14 protein-coding genes are annotated in these 16835 nt (G+C 46.4%); 11 read left to right on the forward strand and 3 right to left on the reverse strand.

Features of this window, described 5'->3' with window-relative positions; all coding sequences use genetic code 11:
- The first annotated feature begins 121 nt into the window (after positions 1 to 121).
- Both J2T16_RS10465 and J2T16_RS10470 read left to right on the forward strand, forming a co-directional pair.
- Positions 122 to 928 carry an alpha/beta fold hydrolase gene (locus J2T16_RS10465; RefSeq protein ID WP_154957865.1) on the forward strand — a complete coding sequence of 269 codons (807 nt, stop codon included), beginning with the start codon at positions 122 to 124 and terminating at the stop codon, positions 926 to 928.
- A gap of 23 nt (positions 929 to 951) precedes the next feature.
- Positions 952 to 1935, forward strand: a complete 984-nt coding sequence (locus tag J2T16_RS10470; RefSeq protein WP_499018307.1) for a sensor domain-containing diguanylate cyclase — start codon at positions 952 to 954, stop codon at positions 1933 to 1935.
- A 104-nt stretch (positions 1936 to 2039) separates the two neighbouring features.
- Here the strand turns inward: J2T16_RS10470 and J2T16_RS10475 are convergent, their stop codons facing one another.
- Positions 2040 to 3455 (reverse strand): right-handed parallel beta-helix repeat-containing protein, encoded by a 1416-nt coding sequence (locus J2T16_RS10475; RefSeq protein WP_499018469.1) that lies wholly within the window; start codon positions 3453 to 3455, stop codon positions 2040 to 2042.
- A 189-nt stretch (positions 3456 to 3644) separates the two neighbouring features.
- Here J2T16_RS10475 and J2T16_RS10480 point away from each other — a divergent pair, with 189 nt between their 5' ends.
- Positions 3645 to 4304, forward strand: a complete 660-nt coding sequence (locus J2T16_RS10480) for a DUF2625 family protein (protein ID WP_499018308.1) — start codon at positions 3645 to 3647, stop codon at positions 4302 to 4304.
- Between the two features lie 25 nt (positions 4305 to 4329).
- Positions 4330 to 4800 (forward strand): SMI1/KNR4 family protein, encoded by a 471-nt coding sequence (locus J2T16_RS10485; protein WP_499018309.1) that lies wholly within the window; start codon positions 4330 to 4332, stop codon positions 4798 to 4800.
- A gap of 116 nt (positions 4801 to 4916) precedes the next feature.
- Here the strand turns inward: J2T16_RS10485 and J2T16_RS10490 are convergent, their stop codons facing one another.
- A complete protein-coding gene (locus J2T16_RS10490) occupies positions 4917 to 6266 on the reverse strand; it encodes an MFS transporter (RefSeq protein WP_499018310.1) in 1350 nt (449 codons plus the stop codon).
- A gap of 198 nt (positions 6267 to 6464) precedes the next feature.
- Here J2T16_RS10490 and J2T16_RS10495 point away from each other — a divergent pair, with 198 nt between their 5' ends.
- Positions 6465 to 6851: a VOC family protein gene (locus J2T16_RS10495; RefSeq protein ID WP_341181159.1), complete on the forward strand. Its 387-nt coding sequence runs from the start codon at positions 6465 to 6467 to the stop codon at positions 6849 to 6851.
- A gap of 140 nt (positions 6852 to 6991) precedes the next feature.
- Here the strand turns inward: J2T16_RS10495 and J2T16_RS10500 are convergent, their stop codons facing one another.
- Positions 6992 to 9643, reverse strand: coding sequence for a cation-translocating P-type ATPase (locus J2T16_RS10500; protein ID WP_499018311.1), 2652 nt, complete (start codon positions 9641 to 9643; stop codon positions 6992 to 6994).
- 406 nt (positions 9644 to 10049) lie between these two features.
- Here J2T16_RS10500 and hcp point away from each other — a divergent pair, with 406 nt between their 5' ends.
- The 6 genes from hcp (at position 10050) to J2T16_RS10530 (ending at position 16693) form a co-directional block, all read left to right on the forward strand.
- Entirely contained in the window at positions 10050 to 11342 is a 1293-nt protein-coding gene (gene hcp, locus J2T16_RS10505; protein WP_090915103.1) for a hydroxylamine reductase, read from the forward strand.
- A 246-nt stretch (positions 11343 to 11588) separates the two neighbouring features.
- Positions 11589 to 13193 (forward strand): helix-turn-helix domain-containing protein, encoded by a 1605-nt coding sequence (locus J2T16_RS10510; RefSeq protein WP_499018312.1) that lies wholly within the window; start codon positions 11589 to 11591, stop codon positions 13191 to 13193.
- 109 nt (positions 13194 to 13302) lie between these two features.
- Entirely contained in the window at positions 13303 to 14280 is a 978-nt protein-coding gene (locus tag J2T16_RS10515) for an ABC transporter substrate-binding protein (RefSeq protein WP_499018313.1), read from the forward strand.
- Positions 14280 to 15311 carry an NAD(P)/FAD-dependent oxidoreductase gene (locus tag J2T16_RS10520; protein ID WP_499018314.1) on the forward strand — a complete coding sequence of 344 codons (1032 nt, stop codon included), beginning with the start codon at positions 14280 to 14282 and terminating at the stop codon, positions 15309 to 15311. Before J2T16_RS10515 ends, J2T16_RS10520 begins: the two co-directional genes overlap by 1 nt.
- A 254-nt stretch (positions 15312 to 15565) precedes the next feature.
- Positions 15566 to 16015 (forward strand): V4R domain-containing protein, encoded by a 450-nt coding sequence (locus tag J2T16_RS10525; protein ID WP_499018315.1) that lies wholly within the window; start codon positions 15566 to 15568, stop codon positions 16013 to 16015.
- 135 nt (positions 16016 to 16150) lie between these two features.
- Positions 16151 to 16693: a CueP family metal-binding protein gene (locus J2T16_RS10530; RefSeq protein WP_499018316.1), complete on the forward strand. Its 543-nt coding sequence runs from the start codon at positions 16151 to 16153 to the stop codon at positions 16691 to 16693.
- The last annotated feature ends 142 nt before the right edge of the window (positions 16694 to 16835 follow it).

A 16835-nucleotide genomic window follows, 5' to 3' on the forward strand; every position in this document is an offset into this window, starting at 1 on the left:
TGAAACAACTATTTTATATTTAACAGAGTAAAAATATTAACATTTTTAACCCTAATTCCAACATTTTCCGATATAATACTCTGATAAATTAAAATTATAATCTCTCTGAGAGGTGAGTGAGATGACGGTTGATGTCCTTGTACGCAACAATGTAAATGTACTTGGTACAGGCAGTCAGACGATTATGTTTGCGCACGGCTTTGGGTGTGATCAGGATATGTGGCGACATATTGTGCCTGCTTTTTTTGAACAGTACCGGGTTGTTCTCTTTGATTATGTAGGCTCCGGGGAGTCCCAAATTAACTATTATGATGCGCTTAAATATAATGATCTTCATGGCTATGCCCAGGATGTACTTGAGATTATGGAAGTGCTGGAACTTCGGGATGTCATCTTTGTCGGGCATTCCGTCAGCAGTATGATTGGTATGCTTGCCTCCATTCAGGCACCACATTTCTTCAAAAATATCGTTATGCTGGGGCCTTCTCCGCGTTATTTGAATGATCTGCCCCATTATTATGGTGGATTTGAGCGGCGGGATATAGATGAACTGCTGGAGATGATGCAATTAAACTTTATCGGCTGGGCAAGTTATCTGGCCCCTATCGTGATGCAGAACCCGGAACGCAAGCATCTAACGGAAGAGTTGGAAAAGAGCTTTTGCTCCCGTGATCCGCACATCGCCCGGCAATTTGCCGAAGTTACATTCCTGTCTGATTGCCGGATCGAACTGGATCTGGTGTCGGTGCCTACCTTGATTCTGCAGTGCTCAGATGATAGTATCGCTCCTGTAGAAGTGGGAGATTATTTGCATTCCCATCTGAAGAACAGCAGGCTCACTCAGATGAATGCCAGAGGACATTACCCTCATCTGAGTGAACCCGGCGAGACGATTCGATTAATTAAAGATTATCTGGCTAGTGCATAACGTATAGAGGAAAGGCTGTTTTTATGGACATTCAATTAGATACGGCACCTTGTGGATATTTTTCAATATCGGATTCGGGCGTCATTATGTCGGTAAATCAAACGTTACTGGACATGATTGGGCGTGAACGGGATGAATTGATGGGCAAACATATTGAATCCGTGATGTCCGTCACCAATAAAGTGTTTTTTCATACGTATTTCTATCCGTATATTCAGTTGTATGGTCATGTGGACGAGATGTATTTTTCGTTTCGCAATCGTGACCAGGAAGACGTCCCGGTGTTGCTCAACGGGGTGCGTCAGATGCGGGACGGGCAACATATAGTGGACTGTGTAGTCGTCATTATGCGTAAACGGATTGAGCATGAAAAGGACATTTTAAATACCAAGACCAAGCTGCAGGAGTTATATCAGGCAACACAAGAGGCGAACCAAGAGCTGGAGCGTCTGCATGAAGAATACAAAATCAAAGAGCAGGCGCTGATTAAAGTCAATGAACAATTGGAATTGATGGCGTCTACGGACTTGCTGACAGGTCTCAAAAACCGTCGGTTTTTCCAGGAAAAAATGGCTCATCATCTATCTCTTTATCATGAGGAACAGCGTGAATTCTCCCTGCTTGTGATGGATATTGACCACTTCAAAAGCATTAACGACACCTACGGACATCCTATCGGTGATCTGGTACTGGGTAACTTGGCTACTCTATTACTATCCATTTCGCGTGAGGTCGATGTGGTGGCACGTTACGGTGGTGAGGAGTTTGTGATCATTCTGGCAAATTGCGGAGAGGAACAAGCCATCAGCATCGCAGAACGATATCGGTCACAAGTAGCTTCTGCGGATTGGGGGGAATATCGCGTTACGGTGAGCATCGGCGCGGCAACGATCTCGGCAGCAGATACGGAGCTGTCTGTGTTTCAAAAGGCAGATGATGCACTCTATGCATCCAAGACGGGCGGGCGAAATAGGGTAACCCATGCCGCTAGTTTGGTCCGGCGTTAAGCCGGGCTAAGCATCATAAAAACGGATCAGCAGGCAGAGAATCTTTGCTTACTTGATCCGTTTGTTTATTAGTATAGACGATGGTCAGAAAAGTAAGACAACGTCTATCTCGGGGCCAGATAGCCGTAAGCTTTGGCTGGAGAGCCTGTTCGCAGGCGATAATCTCCTTTTGAGCTGTTCACAAACGCTGGATTGACGTAGCGTGAGTGTGTGTCATTGCCTGTTCCTTGTTGGTACGCTGTAAAACCGGAATAGCCTTTATTTTTCCAAACCCAAAGGGCATCCTGCGCCTCGCCGTTAACGTAATAAAGGTTGTGGTCGAACACATTGCCTGTATTGCTTGTGTACTCGTTGTAGATCAACACGTCTGAGCTGCCAGCGGCAACAATATTACGGGTGAAGGTGTTATTTTGGGTATGTGACTGGATCAGGAGCTGTCCGTTGCCTGCGTTTAACGTATCATTGTGTGCGAGTGTATTGTACATGATCTGGCTGTTTTCCGTTGCGCCCCGCTCTTCGTCATAACCTCCTATAGCAATACCGGTTAGTCGATTGGCATAGATCAGGTTATCACGAACGGTGATGTTGCTGGTGGAACGACCGGCGTGCTCCGAAGCTATCTCGATTCCGATATCATTCCGGTATACTTTGTTGCGATCGATGATGTGATGGGTGCCGCCGTCTACATAGATCGCTCCGGCCGAATTACTTTTATTCGGAAGTGGAAGCCCGTAAGATGGATTGCGGGTTGATGTGATGTTGTAGATGGTGTTGCCGCGAACGATGCCGTTTCTCGCCCGATCATACGTGTCATCCTCTGAAATGCCCTCATATCCAATCAGATCAATACCGATGTTGTCCGTATCATGGATGGTATTGTTTATAATGGCGAAGGTGTCAACATTGCCGTTAACCGCAAGTGATTCGCTGGAACCTAACACGAGGTCATATAATTCGTTATCTTTAATGATGATATCGCGTAGGGCCTTTGGATGCTCTGTGCCATAGATGGCGATTCCGTGTGCATCTCTGCCTTGCAGTTCATCGCCTTTTGGCGTTGCCCGGCTAGCTATGGCATGAATTTGGTTGCCGAGAAGCTGCACGTTCTCCCCTGCTCCATGTACATAAATGCCGACAGGGACTTGTCCCGTCTGAGTGGTGGAGAAGCCACGAATCTCCAGATTTGAGATCGTAACATGGCTGACATTGTCCAGTTCGACCATGCCTTCGACGCCGCGTACAGATAATTTCTTGCCATCGAGAATTGCTTTCTCTCCAGGATAACTGGAGATTAGCGTAGGTTTGCCTGAAGAAAGCCCGCTACGGGTTATTTTGACTTTCTGGGGGTAGACGCCTTGGCGCAGATAGATCGTACTACCGGGAGAAGCATGATCCGCTGCATACTGAATCGTCTTCCATGGAGAATGGACGGTTCCGGGATTCTTATCGTTTCCCTGTGGTGAAATATAATAGATGGTCTGATCATTCGTTTCGGTTCGGACATCTGGTTGTTGAGGAATAGAGAAGGCTCAATCCTGGCAGCCCGAAGATGTGAACAACGTGAGGATTAGAGCAGGGAGCAGGATGAAACGAAACAAGGATATTCCTCCTTTAATTACAATCTGAAAGCTAATTATATCAGATTTGAATGGTAGAATAAGCCATGATATGCTTGGAAAAGTCATGAAATGGAGAGGAGTTGTGGAATGATGAATAATCTGTCTGCTGATGAATTAATCGATCGGGAAAATCACGCCTGGCCGGAGCTTAAAGCGCTTATGGATCAGGGGGGAAATACATATACCTATGTTCCGGCAAAGCCGGAGATGGGCAAGAATACGCTGCACCAGCTCCAAGTGAGCAGGCGTTCCTATCTGGGGGCTGTCGCCTATGAGACGGAGGGCATGGTGGTGGATTATGGATGGATTACGTTGCTGGGCGCAGGCGGTGAGAGTGTATATGGCAGTCTGGCCAGCTGGAATGGCTTGAGTGCTGAACCTGCTGTAGAGGCATTGCCGGGCATGATGGTCGTGGCCTATGATGTGGCTGGAGGTTTTTTTGCTCTGGATACCGGGAAGTTCGATGGCTCGGGACAGATTTATTATTTTGCACCGGATGCCTTGGAGTGGGAATCAACGGAGCTCTCGTACTCCGAGTTTATGACTTGGCTGGCTGAGGGTGATCTGCAATTATTTTACGAAACGTTTCGCTGGAAAGGCTGGCAGGAAGATATGGTGCAACTGGACAAAGGCCAAGTGTTTGCTTATTTTCCTCCGCTCTGGACGAAGGAAGGTAGCGGAAAGAAAAGCAGTAAAACGCCAGTTGATATTGCTGAAGCTTGGAAAGCGGCACTTGAAGCGAAAAACTGATCAAGCTTAGAGAGGGCGAATAGGGATGAATGACCAGAATGATCGTGCAAGTGTGACGCGTATTCAGTCTCATTATGGTATTGTTTTTCCACAGGACTATCTGGACTTTATTCAGCTACACGGCGATGCTTCCTTTGATCTGATCCAGGGCACAGAGACGGAAGATTGGGACATTCGTTTTCATGCACTGGATGATCAGTTTATCGTCAATAATGCTGCGTTGGTGGACGAGGTCAATCCTGATCCCCGGCGAATTATTCCGATTGCGTGGAGTGTCAGCAGCGGCAACAACTACTTGCTCGATTATCGGGAGAACAAAGTGTCCCCTTCTGTACTGGTGATGGAGCATGAACTGGCGATGGTGCGTGAAGATGCGGAGAGTGAAGCCGAGACGATGGAAGAGGCACAGCAGTTGATGGAGGAAAATGTGAAGCTGCTTGCTGCCCAATTTCAGTCATTTGTGGCCCTTCTCCAGGTACGGCCACCGCAAGCGTAGGGTTTGTATTAGAGAAAGCAAAATAAGCAAAAGGCTCGCAAACAGGTGCGAGCCTTTTTTACATAAGTTGAACTTGTAATTTTAGCGGTACACTCCGACGACAGGAGCACGCTTCATTAGCGACCCGAGGGTACAGAGGTTAAATCACGATTAGAAACTGAAGCAGCTTTACTATGCCATAACGTCAGTCCAAGCGAAATGAGACATACGACCAGCAGGCAGCCGTATACTACATGATAAGCTTCTTGTAGCGTTACTCCGGGTATGGCGTGCAGAAGCAAACCACACACGGCGACAGACACTGAACCACCAAAGAACTGGATCAGCTGCAGCAAGCCCATGCCAGAACCAATCTGGTTTCTAGGCAGTACACGTGAAGCTTCGTTATTCAGGGAGGCCATGGAGGCTGATAGTGCTGGCGAGAAGAACACGTAACCGCCTGTAATGATCAGGGCAGACTGGTCAAGTCCAAGCATAAACAACACCAGAACTGCCGCCAGCATACACTGCCCGATCAGCATAAACCGCATATTGCCATACCGATCTATCCAGCGACCGACATAACGGGTACAAAATGCCGAGATGATCGCTCCGGGGGCAATGAGCAAACCGATGGCAAGAGCAGAGCGATGGTACAGATCCGCAAGCACTAACGGCATAAGGAACAGATTTCCGAGATTAACCACGAGTACGCAGAACCCAATGATAATAAGCCTGGTGAAACCCGGTGTCCGAAATACCTGTGGGTTCACAAAAGGCAACCTTGCTTTGCGAATATACAGAATATGAGTAGCCAGAGAGACTATGCCGATGACAAGCCATATCCATGACCGCTGTGTGATGGCTACCAGCAAGGTGGTTGCATTAACAATGGTGAGTAGTGCGCCTGTAAGGTCAAATGGCTGTTCTTTGTTCACGGTCTCCCGTGGTAAAAAATAGAGCAATACCGGCAGGGCCAGTAGCACCAGCACCGTAATCGCAAACAATCCGTTCCAGCCCATGTACTCGCTGATCAGTCCGCCAACAATGGGACCAAGACCAAAAGCCATTGCGCTACCTGATGAGATGAGAGCCAGAGCTGCACCACGTCGTTCCACCGGAATGTATCGGCTTGCAATGACCAGACCGAGTCCAGCCATAACTCCGGCCCCTGCAGATTGCAGAATACGCGTCGTGAGCAACAAGGCAAAGTTATGTGCGAACAGACCAAGTACGGACGAGCAACCGAGAATCAAGAGCCCAACGGTGACCAGCTTACGTACCGGAATTCGGTCAGACAAGCGGCTGTAAATTACGGTAGACAAGGCATATCCGATAGAATAACTGGAGATAACCCAGGAGCCCAGGTCAGAAGTGATCTGAAGATCACGGATAATGACAGGCAACGAAACATTAAACATGGTTGTGTTCATGACCACGATGAACAGACAACATGTCCAGAGTGGCATTACAATTTTTTCTTTCACGTAACCATTCCTGTCTTGTATGAAGTTATTGTATGATATGAACAGACTTTGACATTAGTATTACATACGATGGAGACAAAACAATATTCTATTTTACACCTCCAATGTTAATATGGCAATAGTGTCATATTTATTCGAGTGATTACATAACAGGCGTAATCAGGTTTAAGAACAATTAGGATGAAGGAGATTAGTATTATGAAGCCAGAATTATTAGAGTCCCACAGTGTGTTCCCAACCCTTGATATGAGGAGAACGGCTGCATTTTATGAAGAAAAATTAAAATTTCGTGTCGTTGAATACTTGGATGTCGCAGAGCCGCATGTCTGTCTGTACCGTGATTCTACCGAGATTATTTTAACCCAAAGCAATGGACAAAAGGTGATTCCGAATAGAGAACTGTATGGCTACGGATACGATGCCTATTTCATTACGAAACAGCAGGAAGAACTCGAACAAGAGTTGATCGATGCGGGTGTAACGATTGTTCGTTCCTTCCATCATTCTGATTATAATAACAAAGAATTTGTGATCGAGGATATTGATGGAAGATGGATCGCCTTTGGCATCAAGCAGGGGTTGTAGAAGGTACTGGCCAAACAATCTATCTATGGTATGAAAAAATAACCCGGATAAACAAACAGGCGCCCTTCCAAAAAGGGCGCTGTTTGTTTATCCAATCTATAAAAGCTTACAACGGTGTACAACGATACATCGTGTATCAACTAAGCCGCCGTGGTTTGTTTGCCGCGATTGCGAATCCATTTGATGATATCCATCAGGATAACCGCGCCGAGCGCAAGCCCACCTGCGATCAGGAGCTCATCCCAGCCGAAGGTGTCAGGAATGGCAAAGATGCTGCGTACACCCGGAATCAGTGTAATGCCGTAGAGGCAGAGACAGACCACAATCGAACCAAGCACGAGCTTGTTGGTCAGGAAGCCCACCTGGAAGATGGTCTGGGTGTTGGAACGTGCCGCGAAGGTTTGCAGACTGCGCGCCAGGATCAGTGTAGTAAACGCCATCGCAACACTCATCTCTTCCGAGATACCGAGACCGATATATTGCGACACAATTACGGCAACGCCGATGAGCAACCCGCGGGTGATAACAGCCTGCAACGTTCCGCCTGCAAAAATGCCCTCGTTAATGTCACGCGGCTCGCGTCGCATCACATCCGGTTCAGCCTTCTCCGTGCCGAGTGCAATAGCTGGCAAGGAGTCGTTAACCAGGTTAATAAACAGCAGCTGTAGCGCTGTGAATGGATTGACCCAGCCGACAACCAGTGCGAAGAGGATGGCGATAATGGCGCCAAGATTACCGGCGAACAAATAGGCGATAGCCTTTTTAATATTATCAAATACCATCCGTCCAACGCTGACCGCATTCACAATGGATACAAAATTATCGTCAGTCAGGATCATCGCCGCCGCATCTTTGGCGACATCCGTTCCACTTCCCATGGCTACGCCGATATCGGCCTGTTTCAGTGCAGGAGCATCGTTGACGCCGTCTCCGGTCATGGCTGCAACTTTACCTTTGCGCTGCCATGCACGCACGATCCGAATTTTATTTTCGGGGGATACCCGTGCATAGACGGAGATATGCTCCAGCTGCCTATCCAGCTCTTCATCCGTCATCTTATCCAGCTCGGCACCGGTGATCGCGAGATCATCTTTGTTTGCCAGTCCGATATCAATACCAATAGCCTGCGCTGTAGTTTTGTGGTCACCCGTGATCATAATGGTGCGAATGCCTGCTTTTTTCGACTCCTCAATCGAGCCATAAACCGCTTCACGCGGTGGATCAATCATGGCTGTCAGGCCGACTAATGTCAGATCGGATTCGTCTTCGGGAGTGACCTCTTTTTTGTCATCGAAACGTTTGTAAGCGTAGGCTAGCACCCGGAAAGCGCGTTTGGAGAAGGCCTCATTTTTTTCTTCGAATTGAGTACGAATCTCAGGAGTCAACGGTTGTACTTCACCATGGATAAATACATGACTGCAGCGACTGAACAACACATCCGGGCCACCTTTGGTCAGCAAAGCAGTCTGTCCCTCAAAGGTATGCACCGTGCTCATGAGCTTGCGGTCCGAGTCAAACGGAAGCTCGGCTTCCCGTGGAAACTGATCCCGGATTTCGTTGTAATCCTTGTTCACGCTGTTGCTAAACGCAATGAGTGCAACTTCGGTGGGATCACCAAGCTCCTTGCCCTCCTGGTTGATGTTCGAATCATTGCAAAGTACGGCAATATGTAACAACCGACGTTCTTCTTCCGTCCATTCGGCAGGATCATCGGGAAACTCGTCTTTTGTACCATGGGGAATGTAATAATCCACAACGGTCATTTTATTCTGAGTGAGTGTACCGGTTTTATCCGTGCAAATAATGCTGGCCGATCCCAACGCTTCCACCGCGGGCAATCTGCGAATAATCGCATGTTGCTTGGCCATCTTGCTGGTACCAAGAGAGAGTACAATGGTGACGATGGACGAGAGAGCTTCAGGTATGGCGGCCACAGCGACGGCTACAGCAAACATCAGCGCATTGATCAGCGATGGTCCTATATTTTCGGTGCCTTCTGTCAGCCACACCCGTCCTGCCTCAATGGCAAAAATAAGAATCGACAGACCCAGGATGAAAAAGCCCAGTTTTTTGCTGAATGATTCCAGTTTGCGTTGCAGTGGTGTTTCCTTCGCCTCCGCATTTTCAATCAATTCAGCGATTTTACCGATTTCGGTTTTTAGTGCCGTACCTGTAATGACAATCGTGCCGCGACCATATACAACTAGCGATCCACTGAATGCCATATTGCGCCGATCCCCAATTCCAGCCTCTTCCGGAATCACATCCGCATGTTTTTCTGCAGCTTCGGATTCACCAGTCAGCATGCCTTCGTTGATTTTGAGACTGCCGGATTCCAGAATACGCCCGTCTGCCGGTACGTAATCCCCTGCATCTAATAGAACGATATCACCTGGAACCAGTTCCCGTGCAGGAAGCGTCTGCTTCTGACCATCTCGAATGACCTTGGCCTCGGGGGCTGACATCTGGCGAAGGGCATCTAGTGAGCTTTCCGCTTTCTTGGTCTGCACCACGCTAATGATAGCGTTAAGCAGAATGACGAGAAAGATGATCAAGGATTCGATCAGATGCCCAAGCACAACTTGTACAGCAGCTGCGATGAGCAGCACGATGACCATCGGATCTTTAAAATTTTCAAGGAACAGTTTCCAGATCGGTGTTGCATCTTTTCCTTTTAACTCGTTATATCCTACGGATTCTAATCTCTTCGTTGCTTCGGATGTGGAAAGACCTCTCTCGGAACTTTGTAACTCCTGCAATACTTCGTCTGCACTGCGCCTGTAATGTTGCAATCGACCAGCTCCTCGGCATGTGATTTATATGTGTATTACCCGGATGGACAAAATCTAGAATCGCCAAGGGATGTTGTTTTTCAACATTTTATATGTAGTTTGACGATAAACTTGGGCGACATTAGTTGTCTATGTCATTATTCATATTTCCAGTGATACTTATGCGTAGAGACAGCATCACTGGAATGAAAGTTTTGATTTTAGATCGGACCTTGATGCCAGATCGATCTCGTTTCAAAGTGTGTCGTCATACTGGTAATTGGATGGATGATAGTCTGATATAAGTTTTAAAAGGGATAATATGGGTGTTAGTTTGAAAAACTGTGTGTAATATCACAATTGTCTGCCTCCAGCTCTGTTACGCTATTTCATAACAAGGAGTTAATTTGGTTTGGAGGGAATTAATATGTTTTGTTATCAATGTGAACAGACACCGAGTGGTGGATGTAAAGTAATTGGGGTATGTGGTAAAAACGAAACGATTGCCAGCTTGCAGGATACGATGATCTTTGCACTGAAAGGGATTGCGGCTTACGCAACACACGCACGGCAGCTTGGTTATACCGATCCTGAGGTGGATCGGATCACACACGAAGCTTTATATATGACGCTTACGAACTCAAACTTTAATCAGCAGGAACATTTAGAGATGGCGATGAAAGTCGGTAATGCTGCTATTCGAATCATGGATGTATTGGATCGTGCGCATACCGATCGATTTGGTATTCCACAGCCAATCACGGTGAGTCAAAATCAGATTGAAGGTCATTGTATCGTCGTGACGGGTCACAATCTGTACGCCCTCGAAGAATTACTGCGTCAGACAGAAGGCAAAGGCATCAACATCTACACGCATTCCGAAATGCTGCCTGCGCATGGTTATCCGGCATTAAAGAAATATGCTCATCTTAAAGGGAATATCGGTAAAGCCTGGTACGATCAACGCAGACTGTTTGAGGAATTCCCGGGTGCGATTCTGGCAACAACCAACTGCGTTATGCCGATCAAAGGCACATATGCCGATCGATTCTTCTCTTATGAAGTAGCTGGTCTCGAAGGAGTAACGAAAATTGAAGGCGAGAATTTCTCACCTCTTATTGAGCGAGCGTTGTCACTGCCAGTAGCGAACATCCAATCCGAGCAAGTATTAACGACAGGTTATCACCATGAGACCGTGATTGGACTTGCACCCGAGATTATCCAGGCCGTCAAAGACGGACATATCCGTCGTTTCTTTGTCATTGCAGGCTGTGACGCACCGGGTAAGGGCGGTAACTATTACCGTGAACTCGCTACGTCGCTGCCGAATGATACAGTTATTCTCACCACGTCTTGCGGTAAGTTCCGCTTCAATGATGTGGATTACGGTACGGTGGGAGACACGGGCATTCCGCGGTATATCGACTTGGGTCAATGCAACAACTCCGGTTCAACTGTGAAAATCGCAATGGCTTTGGCCGACGCTTTTGGCTGCACGGTGAACGAGCTTCCTGTAAGCATTGTGCTGTCATGGTTTGAGCAAAAAGCGGTAGCAATTCTGCTTGGCCTGTTCAGCCTTGGCATTCAGGATATCCGGATCGGGCCTAAACCGCCTGAATTTATTTCAGAAGGTGTACTGGATGTGCTCGTAGACATGTTTGGTCTGAAACTGATCACGACAGCAGAAGAAGATATGAACGCAATGCTGGCTTTATCTTAATTAAACCTAGCTATATGAGTTAGATTGGATAAAAGAGTCGTGCTTCCTGCACGGCTTTTTTGGTGTTGTTAGACAATTCCGGCATAGGATTGCACAGCGATTCCGATTCAGGTAGGATGAGTTCAAACGTTGGATGTGAGTATGGGGAGCATGACGAATAGAATAGTTGGATCAGGAATGGGCCTGCATGCGTGTAGGCTTTTTTCAGGAGTATGATCGTGAAAGGATAAGGATATGCCTCAGAATATGGAATGGATCGCTCAGTGGAGGTCAACCAAGGCATTAAACAATACATGGATATCCGCCGGGGAGCGGCATTACTTTGCCAGTCACAGCCTGATATTTATTCTGGATGGCAAAGCGACATGGAGTATTAATGGCCAACGTGTTCACGCCTCCTTTGGAGAATTAATTGCGCTTGAAGAGAAATCGGTTCTGGAGGTCATTGACGGAGGAGATATGGATCTGGCAGGATGGCATGTTCAGTTCGATACTTACGCTGTATTTGAGGAAGGAAGAGAAGTAGAGAAGTACGATTGGCATGTACCTTCGGGGGAAGCCTATCAGAAAGTGCAACTTCCAGGGGGAAGTCTGGCTAGCATTATTCAGCATATGAGTGAAGAAAACACGGGTGAGGGGAGGGTGCCATGGGTTGGAAATCAGCACTTGTTATATGAACTGTTGAATAATCTCTATCAGCAAAAGCGGGATAACGAACTGAGACCGGAAGATGGTATACTCCGTTCCATCGATTATATGCGGGAGCATTATGATCAGGTGATTACGAGGGGACAGTTGGCGCAGATCGCAGGCATTACGCCGTGGCACTATTCCCGCAAATTCAGTGAGCAATATGGTAAGTCGCCCCTGGATTATCTGGCTCATTATCGGATCTATCGTGCTCAGGAAGAACTGTTATTAACTTCAGCCACCTCACAGGATATTGCTAAAAAGTCCGGGTTTGAGGATGCTCATTATTTCAGTCGTCGCTTCAAACAACTGACAGGGGAATCACCGAAACAATATAGACAACATTTGAAGCATCGTAGAATAGTAGTGCTTTCCCCAATCTGTGCAGAGATGATGATTCATCTGGGTGTTATTCCATATGCCGTTATGGTCACTGAGATCCTGTTGTCTCCACATCAACGTGAGCAATTTATCGGGCATGGGGTGAGACTGCTTGAGGTTACGCAATATGATATGGATCTGGAACTTGTAAGGCAAGTCCAACCAGAGATTATTGTGGGCAATAGTATGACAGAAGAGATTAAAAGAAAACTGCGCACAATTGCACCACTTTTGACAGGACTTCATCAGAACATAGAGCCTTTGCTCTATCAATTGGCAGCTTGGTTCCATAAGGAAGAAGAAGCCCAAGGAATTCAGTTACAATTGAAACAACAACTTAGCGTAGCACAACAGAAGTTGCAACCCATCATTCAATCCGCCTCGACAGTTATGCTGCTAAGGGTAGAAGCTTTTGGTTACCGTTATTTGGGTGGGCACTCATACGGAATATCACAGTTGATATATAATCAGCTCGGATTAGCAATTCCGCAAGCACTGGAACAAGGTACAGCCTGGTTCAATCCTTGCTCACTTGACTTGTTGGTAAAGGCCAATCCGGATTATCTGTTTGTTGAGAAACGAATGATGCAACATTTCAGTGCGGACGAGAATATGAGAAAACTGGTGGAGAGTTCTCAATGGAATGAACTGAAAGCGGTAAAAAACAAGCGGGTATTCTACATCGATACTCATCTATGGGTCGACGGTCATGGCATCACGGGCCAAAATTTGATTCTAAATCAGATGATCAGCAATCTGGTAGATACCGTATCAGAATGAGCACAATAATCCATCTGAATACGCACGATAAGCTATGGATGCAACACTTCTTATTTGATAGTATTTGATAATAATTATCATTATCAATACATATAAGGAGCGAAGCATAATGTTACGAAGTTTTAGAGGATTCGGTATCATGCTGGTGGTGATCTGCATTTTGCTGGCGGCATGTTCCAGCGGAACCAAAGAGGAGACAACAAGTACAACAAAAGTTGAACCGAATAACAGTGAAACCAAAGTGGTGAAGGATCAGTTTGGAGAGGTGACCATCCCTGCCCATCCTCAAAATCTGGTTGTGTTTGATTCGATCTATGCCGAGTATTTAATTGAGATGGGAGTTACACCACAGATCGTATTGTACACGCCAGAAGTCGAAGCGGAATATCGACCCGCCTATTTTAAAGAACACGGTGTTCAGACGATAGAAGTAGAACAATATCAATACAATTATGAGCAGTTGCTTGCATTATCTCCGGATATGATTCTTACAGCCGGCGAGGGTATGGAACAGGGCGTATACGACGAATTATCCAAAATCGCTCCGACTGTGGCACTGGATGCCAATAGTGAAATGGAGCGGGCGATGCCCAAATTAGCGGCCATCTTCGACAAGACTGAGGAATCTGCTAAGGTACTGGCCGAATTTGAAGAGAAGGCTGCACAGGCCAAAGATAAGATTGCAACTGCTCTGGGGGACAAGACGGTATTAGTTCTGCGTGTGGAGCACAATCGTTACCGTTTCATGGGTCCCAAAGGGGGAAGCAGCAGTGTCTTTTTCTATGAAACCCTCGGTTTAAACAGCCCGGAGGCCATTAAAGACTCTACAGATTGGTTCAGTCAGTTCTCTCTGGAATTTTTGCCTGAGTTGAATCCGGATTATATCTTCTTGGAAGACAGAACCCTCGTAGGTTATGACACGAAGAAATCCATGGAAGATCTGAAAGCAAGCCAGGTGTGGGCGAATCTGAAGGCAGTAAAGAATGATCATGTTTTCCCACTGAAAACCAGTGAATTTGTATCCGGTGTGGGCCCGATAGGTTCGGTTAAATTAATGGACTATGTTGTTGGAAAGTTGGTGCCTTAATGAATACAGAGAAGCAACTGGACATTTATGATATTACGATCGTAGGCGGTGGGCCTGCTGGAATGTACTCTGCATTCTACAGCGGAATGAGAGCCATGCGTACTAAAATCATTGAAGCCAAACAGGAACTCGGCGGATTTATGCGTACCTATCCAGAGAAGTTAATCTGGGATGTGGGGGGAATCGAGCCTGTACGTTGTGAGAAATTGATTGAATCTTTGGAGGTACAAGCGAGAACATTCGACCCCACTATTGTATTCGGCCAACAGATTGATCAGATGCATCGGCGTGAAGATGGTGTATTCGTGCTGACAACCAAGACGGGAGAGCAACATTACACACGCACCATCCTTTTATGTGCAGGTCGGGGAATGACACAGGTTCAAAAGCTGGACATTGAGGGTGCGAACCGTTATGAACTAACCAATCTGCATTACACGGTTACAGACGTTTCCCGTTTTATCGGCAAACGGGTTCTGATCTCGGGAGGTGGCGATTCTGCCATTGATTGGGCCAATGAAATAGCCAAAATTGCGAATGAAGTGGTTGTGGTACACCGGCGGCATGAGTTCACTGCACATGAAACGCCAGTCGCCCAGATGAAAGCTCATGCTCAGGTCTTTACGCCCTATGGGATATCTCATTTATACGGTGCGGGTGACCGGATAAACCGTGTTGAACTCAAACATATGGAGACTGGGGAATTGAAACAGCTCGACATGGATGAAGTTATCGTGAGTCATGGGTATGATCGCGACTTCGGCAATCTTGTAAAGTGGGGACTCGAACGTGAAGATTATGGGGTGAGCGTTGATGCGCGCATGCGTACCAGCATTCCAGGTGTGTTTGGAGCCGGTGATTTTATCACTTATGGAAGCAAAGTGCGACTGATCGCAGGAGCCTTTAACGATGCAGTGCTTGCAGTTAACAGTGCCAAGATGTATCTGGAACCTGCAGCATCCGATATGGCGGGTGTGTCTTCTCATAATGCCCGGTTCTTTGAGAAAAACAAAGCTATTACCAACAGATAGACAGTCCTATGTGTCTGTCAGGAATAGGAGAGAGTGCGAGGTTCATAGGATGAAAGTCAATATCCTTGCCAGCCACCCGAGAAGTTCTTGGTGTGGCTGGCAAGGTTTTTTTGTTATGTTTCAAGTTATATTGGCAAGTTAAATGCGGGATTGCAAGATTAGGCGAATCGCCTGTTTTATTGATTGGAATCAAGGAAAGGGAAATATTTTTCTGTCATTATGGAATTATAAATCATCCATGGGGGGGCGCAACGATGTTGGAATATACATTTGAGGATATGAGAAAGATGAATCGTGAAAAGCTGGGAAATATGGTGCCGCTGGAACTGTTCCGTACGATTCGGTTAATTGGATTAAATCAGGGTTTGCCGATGGGCGGCAAAGGTACCACACTTACCATTGGACGTAAAATTGGAGAGAATCTGCCTGTACATACGGTCGAGGAATTATTGCAAATGTTTGAAGAACTGCGGATTGGTATTCCTCGGGTAATAGAAAGAAATGAGCATAAGATCATTGTTGCCGTGGATGACTGTTTCTGTAAAGGACTGCCTACACTTGAAGATGAGAAAATGGTATGTGATCTGGAGGGGGCAATTCTCGAAGGGGCACTGACTAAGATGATGAAACGAAGAGTGACAGTAAAAGAAACCAAGTGTAACCTAAGCGGTCATGAACATTGCGAATACGAGATCAAGCTGTAATTACATGATATAATTATTACAAGAAGGCTCAATCAAAGAACTAAAAATGTGAATATATGGTGACGTGATCTGTTGAATTCGTCCGGGATATCTCCTTTTCTTATATAATTAAAGCAATAAGAAAGGGGTTGCCAAATGAAAAAATCGTTATGGATTATTGCCAGTGTGACACTTGTAATCGTACTCGGAACCTACTTGATCGCCAATACGGCAGGCCAAAAGAAGACCGAACAGGCGGATGCACCGGATATCCGAAAGCTGGTTGAAGATATCAGTACAGGCCGAGAAACACCGCAGTCTGCTTCAATCAGTGCCACAACGTTAACCGTGACAGATGCAGGAAACCAGAAAACGTCCTACGATTTGCCAGAAGATGAATTTTTCCTCTCCATTGCTCCTTATGTAGACCAGACACATCCCTGTGAGATTCATAGTTTAACGGGTTGCCAAGGAGAGATGGCGAATGAACCATTCCGTGTGACGATACATGATTCCGAAGGCAACACCTTGATGAAAGATGAAGTGTTGAAGTCCGGTGCCAATGGATTTATGGATTTGTGGGTACCACGTGATAGAACGTATTCAGTCCGTATTGTTCACGGCGGAAAGGTGGCTGAAACACAATTATCTACATACAAAACGGATCAGACCTGCATTACGACAATGCAGTTAATCTAAGCTGAGGTTCAACCCGAACAAGTATCAAGCCAAGAATAGGCAGATCAACATACGAACTAATGTTATAAAGATACGATAAAGACAAGGAAAGGCTGGCCTACAGGGCATGTCTTTCCTTTTTCTGATGTCATTAAAGAATGTG

It is taken from the genome of Paenibacillus intestini (assembly GCF_030803945.1).
Classification (GTDB): Bacteria; Bacillota; Bacilli; order Paenibacillales; family Paenibacillaceae; genus Paenibacillus; species Paenibacillus polysaccharolyticus.

What these genes read in the sequence shown, in the direction of transcription:
- J2T16_RS10465 (WP_154957865.1), top strand. Translation starts at nt 122, where the DNA reads ATGACGGTTGATGTCCTTGTACGCAACAATGTAAATGTACTTGGTACA.
- J2T16_RS10470 (WP_499018307.1), top strand. Translation starts at nt 952, where the DNA reads ATGGACATTCAATTAGATACGGCACCTTGTGGATATTTTTCAATATCG.
- J2T16_RS10480 (WP_499018308.1), top strand. Translation starts at nt 3,645, where the DNA reads ATGAATAATCTGTCTGCTGATGAATTAATCGATCGGGAAAATCACGCC.
- J2T16_RS10485 (WP_499018309.1), top strand. Translation starts at nt 4,330, where the DNA reads ATGAATGACCAGAATGATCGTGCAAGTGTGACGCGTATTCAGTCTCAT.
- J2T16_RS10495 (WP_341181159.1), top strand. Translation starts at nt 6,465, where the DNA reads ATGAAGCCAGAATTATTAGAGTCCCACAGTGTGTTCCCAACCCTTGAT.
- hcp (WP_090915103.1), top strand. Translation starts at nt 10,050, where the DNA reads ATGTTTTGTTATCAATGTGAACAGACACCGAGTGGTGGATGTAAAGTA.
- J2T16_RS10510 (WP_499018312.1), top strand. Translation starts at nt 11,589, where the DNA reads ATGGAATGGATCGCTCAGTGGAGGTCAACCAAGGCATTAAACAATACA.
- J2T16_RS10515 (WP_499018313.1), top strand. Translation starts at nt 13,303, where the DNA reads ATGTTACGAAGTTTTAGAGGATTCGGTATCATGCTGGTGGTGATCTGC.
- J2T16_RS10520 (WP_499018314.1), top strand. Translation starts at nt 14,280, where the DNA reads ATGAATACAGAGAAGCAACTGGACATTTATGATATTACGATCGTAGGC.
- J2T16_RS10525 (WP_499018315.1), top strand. Translation starts at nt 15,566, where the DNA reads ATGTTGGAATATACATTTGAGGATATGAGAAAGATGAATCGTGAAAAG.
- J2T16_RS10530 (WP_499018316.1), top strand. Translation starts at nt 16,151, where the DNA reads ATGAAAAAATCGTTATGGATTATTGCCAGTGTGACACTTGTAATCGTA.